We start from the raw sequence: 10,939 nt of genomic DNA, 5'->3' as shown, positions 1-10,939 counted from the left end.
AGGTGCCTTTCCTTACGCCATGATGGGATTGTTAGGTTTGACTCTAATTATGATATTTCCTGATATCGCTATATGGCTACCAAGCCTTTCAAAAAATTAAATACGACTTTAGACGACCTACTAGGTCGTCTAAAGAGTCAAAAAATGTACTTATATAGCGCTAAAGAAGTCAGGCGAGCGACTTCTTATCAAATTAGACAAAGTATTGCATCCTTTCTGACCCTGTACTCAAGTGCAAAAGGAGGAGTTGTTCATGAGGGGGTTAAAAGGCTCTCAAAAGGTAATCAAATAGCCATTAGTGTTATCTATTAGGAAGAGGTTTTTAAAAATTATGCTTTTGTTCTGTATCTCCAGCTTTCTATGGACTATTGGCTGTGGTTTGTCTGTTTTTTTTGTACTGCTTGTTGTAGGCGTCGAAGCGACAGACGAAAATATGAAGTTGATTGTGTATGGAATGATTGTTTATATCTTAGTACTCCAAACATTTTTCATTTTAATGCTTCGCTATTTTAATTGGGCTCGTTGGTTAATGGTTGGTGTGAGTTTTCTTTCTATTATTCTGATGATCTTTGCTATTATCAAATTTAGTAGTTTAAATCCTGACATATATTATCCTTCTATATACTATCTTGGCAGTGTGAATCTTATAGCAGTCACTTGGTCATGCTTTTATTTTTCTTCTTCTTTATGGGGCAAGTTTATCCGACGACAAGCTGCTAAGTACCAAGCTGTACACGGTTACGATCCTATTCAATGGCGAAAGGATAACCCTAGAAGGCTGTTCTGATAGTAAACGTTTTATTAATATGCAAGGGTGATGTTGCGAGGAAATGATGTTTTTATACAGTGTCACAGCCGTGTTATGGACAGTAAGTTGCGTTATGGTTATACCATCCCTCTTTGCTATATCTCACTTAGAACTCACGGATGATTCTATTTCATGGCTTATGTTTGGAATGATTTTTTATGTCGTTATTCTTCAAGCGCTAAATATTTTGATGCTTAGATACTTTAGATGGGCGCGACGGACAATGGCGACTCTTAGTTTTCTTTCTGTTATTCTAATGGTATTTGCTATTATCAATTTTACGGGGCTAAACGCAGCTGTACATTATATGACTTACGCCAACCTTATCGCTGCTGCATGGTCATACTTTTATTTTTCTTCTTCTTTATGCGTCAAATTACTTAAAATTCATGCTCAAAAATACCAATCTATCCATGGCAATGATCCTATTCAATGGCGAAAGGATAATCCTAGAAGGCTGTTCTGAGAGTTAACGTGTTATTAAAATGTAAGGGTGATGCTGCGAGGGCGTTATGTTTTTATTCTGTACCACTGGTGTGTTATGGAGCTTGAGTTGCCCTTTATCGATTATTTTTGTCATACTTACTTCAGGCGTTGAAGCCACAGAGGAGAATGTGGAGTTTATCGCATATGGAATACTTTTTTATATGTTGATTCTCCAAACATTAAATATCTTAATGCTTCGTTACTTTAGGTGGCCTCGATGGTTCATGGTCGGTTTTAGTTGTCTTTCTATTATTCTTATGATCTCTGCCATCATCAATTTCAGGCGGCTAAATCCCGACATATATTATCCCTCTATATACTATGTGGCTAGTGTGAACCTTATTGCAGTCGTTTGGTCTGGCTTTTATTACTCTTCCTCTTTATGTGTAAGGTTTATACGCAAGCAAGCAGCGAAATACCAAGCTGTGCACGGCTATGACCCTATCCAGTGGCGAAAGGATAATCCTAGAAGGCTGTTCTGACGATAGGATAAGTGGCTGACATTCACTTAAGAATTGCCACCGTAAAAAGGTGGCTTTGCTTAGGTTGAAGTCTGTGATTTTTTACCTTGCCCAAGGCGGTTTAGCCAATGGGCCAACGCATAAATGATTAGTAAGGCGATGATCAGTTCCACGGCACGTAGGGCAATCGAATGTAAGCCAAAATCGTTACCGTTTTTTGCCACATAAAGTTGATAGGGAATCAAAAAGCCCATTAACGCGTCCGCGTGAATCGCTCTGTCTCCCGCTTCAGAATAGTGACTCCAGTATAAAATCAAATACACCAATAGGAAGGAGACAACAAAATAGGTGTATACATCCACCTCGGTACCGGAATAGATCAGTGAAGCGATGACCGCTAAGCTGCAGCCTCCGACTTGGGCGAGAATCTTTTCAATCGCATGTTGTTTCATGTGCGCGTGCGTTGGTTGCATGGCAGAGGTGATCAAAGGAACGAGGCAAAATACGGCGCTGGTGACTTCATTGATCATGATGAAGGCCAAGCCGCCCCCGACCAATATCAGCATTTTTAGGCGATCTGTTCCATAGACGGGTTGGGGCACAACGACGGGCTTGGGAGGTTTTGCTTTTACTGGCATCAGATGATTGACCAAACTGGCGACTAATGCGGCTAAAAAAGCGCTTAGCACCACGTCGCGAATAATGTTCGGAATGGCTAAAATGTACCCAGAGCTGTTGCTATAGGTGGTAATAAAAATGATCATGAATAAAGGCAAGGTGGCCATGCGAATCCGTAGGTTGTTATCCGCATGACGGCGCACATGATCAAAATACACGATGCAGCAAGTCCAGATAATAAAGGGGTGGTCAGCAAAGAGCTGGTTTACAAACACGGCCCCCACTGCCGCCGCCACAGAAGGCATTAAACGTTGTAATAGATGTGTTAGATGTTTAGAAAAACTGGTGGTCGCCACGACAATGGCGAAGAGCACCACATAGACGCTGACATTTAAATGCAGCATTTTACTCAGCATCAAGCACAGTACAATGATTAGTGTTTTACGAATCAGCTCGTACATTAATAGACGTACCTCATCCAGCTCAACATCGTCATCCAAATATCGGAAATATGATTCTTATCACGCACCATGACACTGGCTCGGCTACCTGCTACCAGCGGAGAGGGCGCATGATCTACCTGAATGCGTACGCGGATTTGTTGTTGTGGGCGAATCCAACGGGTTTCACTATCGACTTGTGCAAGTGAAGTGGCGCTTTCTGCTCCCGCTAATATCGCTGGGTCAATGGAGCTAATATGGCCGTGAAACACGCGATCGGGATAGGCATCAAAGACAATGTTGACTTCACGATTGGGGGTTAAAACGGGTAAACCTTTTTCGGTAAAATCGGCGGCGAGCCAGAATTTTTTCCGGTTAATAATGTGTACCAGCGTTGAAGATGGCGTGACATACATGCCAACTTGATAGGCTAAATTCGTCACTACGCCAGGTTCAGCGGTGATAATCTTGGTATGGTCTAGATTACGTTGTGCTATCTGTAAAGTGGCTTGTGCCGCTTGCACGTTAGCCGCCGCGCTTTGCTCGTTGGCTGTGGCTTCATCCAATTTTTCTTTGCTGGTCAAAGAGGATTTATTCAAGGTTGCTATTCGTTTTAAGTACAGCTTAGTTTGCTGCCATTGGCTTTGTGCTTGATGTAGGTTGGCTCGAGCTTTGTTGACAGCCAGCTGATATTGGCTGGGATCTAGTTGAAATAAGGTTTGTCCAGCGCTAACTGTTTCGCCTTCTTTTACCAAGACTTTTTCAATGTTGCCTGAGACTTGAGGAGATAAATTTAAGATCGAGGTTTTAACTCTGGCCAGCGTGGTGAAAGGGATATCGTTATCACTGATTACCAAAAAGACGCTGAAACCAATCGCTAATATCAGGACAAAAGAGGTTAGATAAGCATAAATATCGCGTTTCATATAAGGGCCTGTGTGAAATAAAAATCCCCTCGCATGTTGGCTATACCGTAAACAGGCGAGGGGGATTACGCTGGGTATGACGTCAAGCGCCAGCGTCTACCATTGCTTGATGTTAGCTATTAAAGAACGCTTCTAGGTCAGCCATCTTATCTGCGTATGGGGCCCGTAAACGTAAGTTTGACGTGCCTTGTTCGCTTTGCGTGACGACTGGTTTCGCATGGGAAAATTGGCGAAAACCATGAATGCCGTGATACGCGCCCATACCTGAGGGTCCTACACCGCCGAATGGCAGTTCATCAATGGAAACGTGGGTCATGACATCGTTAATGACTAAGGCGCCGGAGGTTGTTTGCTGGGCAAATCTCTCTTGGGCTGCGGTGTCTTCATTAAAGTAATAGGCTGCCAAAGGTCTTGGATGCGCATTGATGTAGTGAACGGCATCGCTTTCTTCTTGATAAAGACGAACTGGCAACAGTGGGCCAAAGATCTCTTCTTGCATAATGGCCATGTCGTCGGTCGCACCAAGTACTAAATGCGGTGCGATTTTGCGGCTATTCGCATCGTATGCGGGCTCATTTTCTGCTCCTAGATTGACCACTTCGGCGCCTTTTTGGCGGGCATCTTCCAGCAAATTCACCAAGCGTTGATAATGACGCTCATTAATAATGGCAGTGTAATCAGGGTTTTGCTGAATGGTTGGGAAAGTGCGTGCCATAAAGTCGATAGACAAATCTTTGAATGCCTGACGCTGATCTTCATGCAGTAAAACATAGTCTGGTGACAAGCAAATTTGCCCAGAGTTAAAGGTTTTAATGGTCAGTGTGCGCTCTACGGCTTTGGTTAGGTCTGCTTGCTTCGCTACCATCACAGGGGATTTACCCCCTAATTCTAGGGTGACAGGCACTAAGTTTTCCGCTGCGGCGCGCATAACGTGTTTGCCCACTGCAGTGCTGCCGGTGAACACCAAATGATCGAAGGGTAAGCCACTAAACGCTTGACCCACATCGGCGTCCCCTAATACGACGGTTAACTCGTCATAGCTAAAGTAACGGCCTACCAATTCAGCCAGTAACTCAGAGGTCTTGGGGGTTAATTCAGACGGTTTGAGCATGGCGGTATTACCCGCGGCAAAAATACCGGCTAAAGGGCCAAAGGCTAGATTGATTGGAAAGTTCCATGGGCTGATGACGCCAATGACACCTAAGGGTTGAAATTGAATTTCTGTGCGCATTTCTGGGTCGGGTGCCGTGGTTTGCTCTGCTTGCATCCAGCGGTCTAGGTTGTCGATGGCATGCTGTAACAGGCCGCAGCTAGTGGCTAGGTCTGCAATAGTGGTTTGGTAAGCGCTGCGATGACCAAAGTCTTCATTCATCGCATTAACCAGTGCTTTATGGTTGTCGCGAATCAGCTTTAAGCTACGTTGTAAGCGGTCTTTACGCAACTGAGCGGACGCTGGGCCTGCGTTTAATTGTTGACGTTTCATACTGTTAAGAACCGTCTCAAGCTCGCTTTTGATTGTATCTTTTGACATACATCCCCCTTCATTTGGGTTGCTTGTTTTCGATGGGGGCATGGTAGAGGTGATTGTGGTCTAAGGGGTAACAATGTTATTTTGCATGGGGTATAAATAAATTTATGGGGTGATAAATGTCATTACCGAGAATGCGAACCTTTATGGAGGTGTTTCGTCAACGTTCGATCAGTGGTGCAGCGCGCTCATTGAATTTAACGCAGCCTGCCGTGTCACAACATATTGCAGGCTTGGAAGTCGCTATTGGTCGGCCTTTGTTTGAGCGTTCACCCACCGGGGTTGAGCCCACGTCCGCTGCCGTCGAGTTGGCGATGGATATCGGTGACAAACTGGATGCCGTTGAAGCCGCTTTGGCCTCGGCGCGAGCCCGATCCATGGACATTTCTGGTGTGCTGCAAATTGTTGGTCATGCGGATTTTATGGCTGAAATTCTCAGTGAGCGGTTATTGCCTTTGTTAGAGGATGGCGTGAAAGTGCGTATGCACACGGGCAATGGCAATATGGTGTCCAGTATGTTGCTAGAAGGTCACTGTGATTTGGGTATTTCAGCACACCCTGTGATAGATAGTCGCCTAAAGAGCGAACGGATTTATACCAGTCGAGTATTGCCTGTCGCCTCACCACAGGTTGCTGCGCGTTTAACATCGGCCTCGGACTTCGCCACTGCCATACGCGCGGAGCCTTTATTGGCCTACAACTTGGAGTTGTCCTTGGTGGATTCATGGTTGCAGAAAAACCATATTAGTATCGAAGGATTGGTGCCAGCGATGGTTGGCCAAGACTTACGTGCCCAGCGTAAGTTACTGTCTCAAGGGTTTGGCTGGTCGGTCATGCCAGAGTTTTTATGCCAAGAGCAAATTCTCAGCGGTCAATTAATGGAAATTCCCTCTCCCGTTGGGACGCGTGATATTCAATATTTTTTAATCTGGCTACCCAGTGCTTTACGCCAAGTGCGTGTCGCGCACGCAAGACAAGCTCTACTTACGCCACTGCGAGAATCGTAATTACCCAGTCGCTTAGGCAAATCTCTAAGGTGTAGGAGCGGCTTATGGATCATAAAATGTTGATCAACGTAAATGTTTAGTCAATTAACATTTTTTGATTTATTTTATAAACTAAACGTTTAGTATCTAAATTATCCATGGCGCAAATATGAGGTCTTGCTAATGATTAATACTGACAAGAAAGTTTGGTTTATTACTGGCGCTTCTCGAGGACTGGGCAAAGAGATGGTCGTGGCGGCTCTGGAAGCCGGTGACTCGGTCGTTGCTGGTGTTCGTAATATAACCAAGGCCAATGACTTACCTAAGAATGATCAATTGAGAGTCGTTCAGCTTGATGTGACGCAACAGGCGCAAGCGCAAAAGGCGGTTGAAGCCGCTATGAATTACTTTGGTCGCATTGATGTGGTGGTCAATAATGCGGGATATGGTCTCCTCGGCGCGGTGGAAGAAACTTCCGCTGAGCAAGTTCGCGATATCTTTGCCACCAATGTTGAAGGCCCACTCAATATTATCAGAGCAGCTTTACCTATCCTGCGACAGCAAGGTAGCGGGCACATTATCAATATTTCCTCTCTTGGGGGCTTTGCTGCCTCCGCTGGTAATGGAGTTTATGGTGCATCAAAGTTTGCGATTGAAGGTATATCGGAAGCCCTCGAAAAAGAAGTTAAGCACTGCGGTATTAAGGTAACCCTTATCGAGCCTGGCATGTTTAGAACGGAGTTTTTGAGTGGAAAGTCTATTCAATTCGCGGCAAAACAATTCATTGAATACGACCGTGTCATTAATCGAAACAGAGCCAAAGAAGCCCATGGTTCTCAATTAGGAGACCCTAAAAAAGCCGCTGCCGTTATAAGAAAGGTTGTATCCTTAGCTTCTCCACCATTAAGGCTTCCACTGGGTGAAGATGCCGTTAAAAGAGTTCGAGATAAGCTTAACTACGTTGAGCAAGAGCTTGAGTTATACCGTTCGATGAGTTTATCGACAAATATTGAGTAGAGTTTATATATGAATAAAAGTGACACGCCTAATCGTGGGCGCCCCCGAAGTGAACAAGCAAGACAAGCCATTTTAACCGCAACATTGGCGCTTACTCGCCATGAAACCTTGCGAAGTATCACGGCCGATGCCATCGCTAAAGAGGCGGGGGTAAGTAAGGCGACGCTCTATAAATGGTGGCCAAATAAGGTGGCAATATGTCTTGATGCGTTTTCTGAACTTATGGCAAAAGAAGTCACCATACCAAACCATCATTCTGTTCGTCTGGATTTTATCGAAGAACTACAAGCAATGATCCGTTTCTATTTATCGGATCAAGGGCGCCTTTTCAGAGAATTCATTGCAGAAAGCCAATATGACCGCCAGATACAGCAGGAATTTCGAACACGATTTCTAGAAGGGAGACGAAAAGCCTGCAAAGTGATTTGGGAGCGGGCGGTTCAGCGCGGTGAAGTCAATGAACAAATCGATGTCGACATCGCGATGGATCTTATCTATGGACCGGCTATTTTTCGGCTGTTTACCAATCATGCTCCCCTTAATCACTCAATAGCAGAGCAAATAGTCAATGCTGTGTTTTATGGAATTAAACGCTAGGATAGTAGCCCAATAGCCATGTCTTGCTTATAACCCATTGAATAAAATCTATTTTTCCATATCACGTTAATGGCATATGTTTGGCTTATCCATTCTATGGTTTGTCGGTGGTTTTGCCTTATTTTGGCTTTTGCTCCAATGACCGTAAATTCCCCCTAAATTTATACGGTCTTGGTGTTGAAAGGTTAGAAGCTGGCCCCATATACCCAGCACAGAGAAAGAATTGTTTCTGTTATTTGGAGTAAATATGAGTGATCAGCAAAAAAATCCTAATCTAGAAGCGGAGCAAGATTTGAAAAGCGAAGCGCAAAACGAAACAGTAGAAGAACTTTTAGAGCCTGAAGCTGAGGTGTTTGAAACCGAGCCAGCAAACGACGAGCTTGCCAAAGCACTTGAAGAGGTCGCGCAATACAAAGAAGCGGCTCTCCGTGCTCAAGCAGATGCCCAAAACGTGCGTCGCCGTGCTGAGCAAGATGTAGAAAAAGCACATAAGTTTGGTGTGGAAAAATTTGCTAAAGCCATTGTGAATGTGGCAGACAACCTAGAACGTGCTTTGGCGTCTGCGCCAGCATCAGGTGAGCCTGACCCTGTTCGCGAAGGGGTTGAGTTGACGTTGAAAGACTTGCTTGAAACCCTCGCCCGTTTTGAGGTGAAGATGGTTGACCCACATGGTGAACCCTTCAACCCTGAATTGCACCAGGCGATGACTATGGTGCCAAATCCCGACCTTGAGCCCAACACAGTAATGGATGTTGTGCAAAAAGGTTACACGCTTCACGGCCGCTTACTTCGTCCAGCGATGGTCGTTGTTTCAAGCGCAGCATAAAGACCGTCATTTTTTTGACACTGATCGGTTGAAAAGCTCAGAAGCGTACCCAAATACAGAATTATCATCGTCATAAACGAATTTATTGGAGATACAGACCATGGGTAAAATCATTGGTATTGACTTAGGTACAACAAACTCTTGTGTTGCCGTATTAGATGGCGACAAATCTCGTGTTATTGAAAATGCTGAAGGCGACCGCACCACACCTTCCATCGTTGCTTTCACTGAAGACGGCGAAACCCTAGTAGGTCAATCTGCTAAACGTCAAGCTGTTACTAACCCTACAAACACTTTGTTCGCGGTTAAGCGTCTGATTGGTCGTCGCTTTGACGATAAAGTCGTGCAAAAAGACATCTCTATGGTGCCTTACAAAATCATCAGCGCTGACAATGGCGACGCTTGGGTTGAAGTAAAAGGCGATAAGAAAGCGCCACCACAAATCTCTGCTGAAGTTCTTAAAAAAATGAAGAAAACAGCGGAAGACTACCTAGGAGAGAAGGTCACTGAAGCGGTTATCACAGTGCCTGCTTACTTTAATGACTCTCAGCGTCAAGCAACAAAAGACGCCGGTAAAATTGCGGGTCTTGAAGTAAAACGTATTATCAACGAGCCAACCGCCGCTGCATTGGCATACGGCCTAGATAAAAGCTCTGGCGATTCTACTATCGCGGTTTATGACCTTGGTGGTGGTACATTCGATATTTCTATCATCGAAATCGCCGATGTGGATGGTGAGAAACAATTCGAAGTATTGTCTACCAACGGTGATACGTTCCTAGGTGGTGAAGACTTCGATATGCGCGTTATCGAATACTTGGCCGCTGAATTTAAGAAACAGTCTGGTATCGATTTACACAACGATCCGTTAGCGCTACAACGTTTGAAAGAAGCGGGTGAGAAAGCGAAAGTTGAGTTGTCTTCTTCTTCTCAAACAGAAGTGAACTTACCTTACATCACAGCGGATGCCTCTGGTCCTAAACACTTGAACGTGAAATTAACGCGTTCTAAGTTGGAGTCTTTGGTAGAAGATTTGGTGTTGAACTCTCTTGAGCCTTGCCGCCAAGCCCTTAAAGATGCCGATCTTTCTGCTTCTGACATCGACGAAGTTATCTTGGTGGGTGGTCAAACTCGTATGCCTTTGGTGCAAGCGAAAGTAACTGAGTTTTTTGGAAAAGAGCCACGTAAAGATGTGAACCCAGACGAAGCCGTTGCTATTGGTGCCTCTATCCAAGGTGCGGTATTGGCTGGTGATGTGAAAGACGTTCTTCTTCTAGACGTAACGCCTCTGTCTCTTGGTATCGAGACAATGGGTGGGGTGATGACGATTCTGATCGAGAAGAACACAACGATCCCGACGAAGAAATCACAAACCTTCTCGACTGCTGAGGATAACCAGAACGCAGTAACGATCCATGCGTTGCAAGGTGAGCGTAAACAAGCGGCTCAAAACAAATCTCTAGGTCGTTTTGACTTGGCGGATATTCCACCTGCACCACGCGGTGTGCCTCAAATCGAAGTAAGCTTCGATATTGATGCCAACGGTATCTTGAGCGTTTCTGCGAAAGACAAAGCAACCGGTAAAGAGCAGTCTATCGTCATCAAAGCCTCTTCTGGTTTGAGCGATGAAGAAGTAGAAAAAATGGTTCAGGATGCGGAAGCAAACGCGGAAGAAGATCGCAAGTTCGAAGAACTTGTACAAGTTCGCAACACTGCTGATGGCATGATCCATGCAACTCGTAAAACCTTAGCAGATGCTGGCGATAAAGCGACTGCAGAAGAGAAAGAAGCAATTGAGAAAGCGATCACCGAATTGGAAGAAGCGCTGACTTCTAATGATAAAGAGAAGATCGAAGAGAAAACCAATGCGTTGACTCAAGCGTCTGGCACTTTGGCTCAGAAAATGTATGCCGAAGCTGAAGCAGCTCAAGCGGGCGGTGCCAAACCAGGTGCTGACGACGCTGCTTCTAGCAAAACTCAGGACGATGCTGTTGATGCAGAGTTCGAAGAAGTAAAAGAAGAGAAAAAATAAGCCGTAACGCTTGTTTTTGTTGCCTTACTTCTAAGGTACATATGGCGGAACACGGTTTTAGGACCGTGTTTTGCTATTTGTAGCCCTCTAAAGTAATGGCAAATGATAGAAAGTATTGACCACTCAGATTTTTTGCATTCAGGCTTTGATGAGAGACGACTCATGAGGTTTGAATCAAGACTTTTATTACTAAGATTATTTGTATTCAGGAATG

The 10,939-nt window shown here is 44.8% G+C and carries 9 protein-coding genes; 6 read left to right on the top strand and 3 right to left on the bottom strand.

The window, feature by feature from the left end:
- Positions 1-379: 379 nt before the first annotated feature.
- A complete protein-coding gene (locus tag JHD45_RS20585; protein ID WP_199478387.1) occupies positions 380-787 on the top strand; it encodes a hypothetical protein in 408 nt (135 codons plus the stop codon).
- Positions 788-1,835: 1,048 nt separating this feature from the next.
- Here JHD45_RS20585 and JHD45_RS20580 read toward each other — a convergent pair.
- The 3 genes from JHD45_RS20580 to JHD45_RS20570 all read right to left on the bottom strand — a co-directional run bounded on the left by JHD45_RS20580 (position 1,836) and on the right by JHD45_RS20570 (position 5,270).
- Entirely contained in the window at positions 1,836-2,834 is a 999-nt protein-coding gene (locus tag JHD45_RS20580; protein WP_199478386.1) for a DUF2955 domain-containing protein, read from the bottom strand.
- Complete coding sequence (locus JHD45_RS20575) at positions 2,834-3,739, bottom strand: efflux RND transporter periplasmic adaptor subunit (protein ID WP_199478385.1); 906 nt, start codon at positions 3,737-3,739, stop codon at positions 2,834-2,836. The genes JHD45_RS20580 and JHD45_RS20575 overlap by 1 nt, the downstream gene beginning before the upstream one ends.
- A 112-nt stretch (positions 3,740-3,851) precedes the next feature.
- Positions 3,852-5,270 carry a coniferyl aldehyde dehydrogenase gene (locus JHD45_RS20570; protein WP_199478384.1) on the bottom strand — a complete coding sequence of 473 codons (1,419 nt, stop codon included), beginning with the start codon at positions 5,268-5,270 and terminating at the stop codon, positions 3,852-3,854.
- Positions 5,271-5,386: 116 nt separating this feature from the next.
- Here JHD45_RS20570 and JHD45_RS20565 point away from each other — a divergent pair, with 116 nt between their 5' ends.
- The 5 genes from JHD45_RS20565 to dnaK all read left to right on the top strand — a co-directional run bounded on the left by JHD45_RS20565 (position 5,387) and on the right by dnaK (position 10,725).
- A complete protein-coding gene (locus tag JHD45_RS20565; RefSeq protein WP_199478383.1) occupies positions 5,387-6,274 on the top strand; it encodes a LysR family transcriptional regulator in 888 nt (295 codons plus the stop codon).
- A 162-nt stretch (positions 6,275-6,436) separates the two neighbouring features.
- Entirely contained in the window at positions 6,437-7,270 is an 834-nt protein-coding gene (locus JHD45_RS20560) for an oxidoreductase (protein WP_199478382.1), read from the top strand.
- 9 nt (positions 7,271-7,279) lie between these two features.
- Positions 7,280-7,867, top strand: a complete 588-nt coding sequence (locus tag JHD45_RS20555) for a TetR/AcrR family transcriptional regulator (protein WP_199478380.1) — start codon at positions 7,280-7,282, stop codon at positions 7,865-7,867.
- A gap of 247 nt (positions 7,868-8,114) precedes the next feature.
- Positions 8,115-8,693 carry a nucleotide exchange factor GrpE gene (gene grpE, locus JHD45_RS20550; RefSeq protein WP_199478379.1) on the top strand — a complete coding sequence of 193 codons (579 nt, stop codon included), beginning with the start codon at positions 8,115-8,117 and terminating at the stop codon, positions 8,691-8,693.
- Between the two features lie 100 nt (positions 8,694-8,793).
- Complete coding sequence (dnaK, locus tag JHD45_RS20545) at positions 8,794-10,725, top strand: molecular chaperone DnaK (protein WP_199478377.1); 1,932 nt, start codon at positions 8,794-8,796, stop codon at positions 10,723-10,725.
- Positions 10,726-10,939: the final 214 nt, after the last annotated feature.

Source organism: Marinomonas spartinae (assembly GCF_016461715.1).
GTDB classification, from domain to species: domain Bacteria; phylum Pseudomonadota; class Gammaproteobacteria; order Pseudomonadales; family Marinomonadaceae; genus Marinomonas; species Marinomonas spartinae_A.
This window is presented reverse-complemented; position numbering and strand designations above follow the sequence as displayed.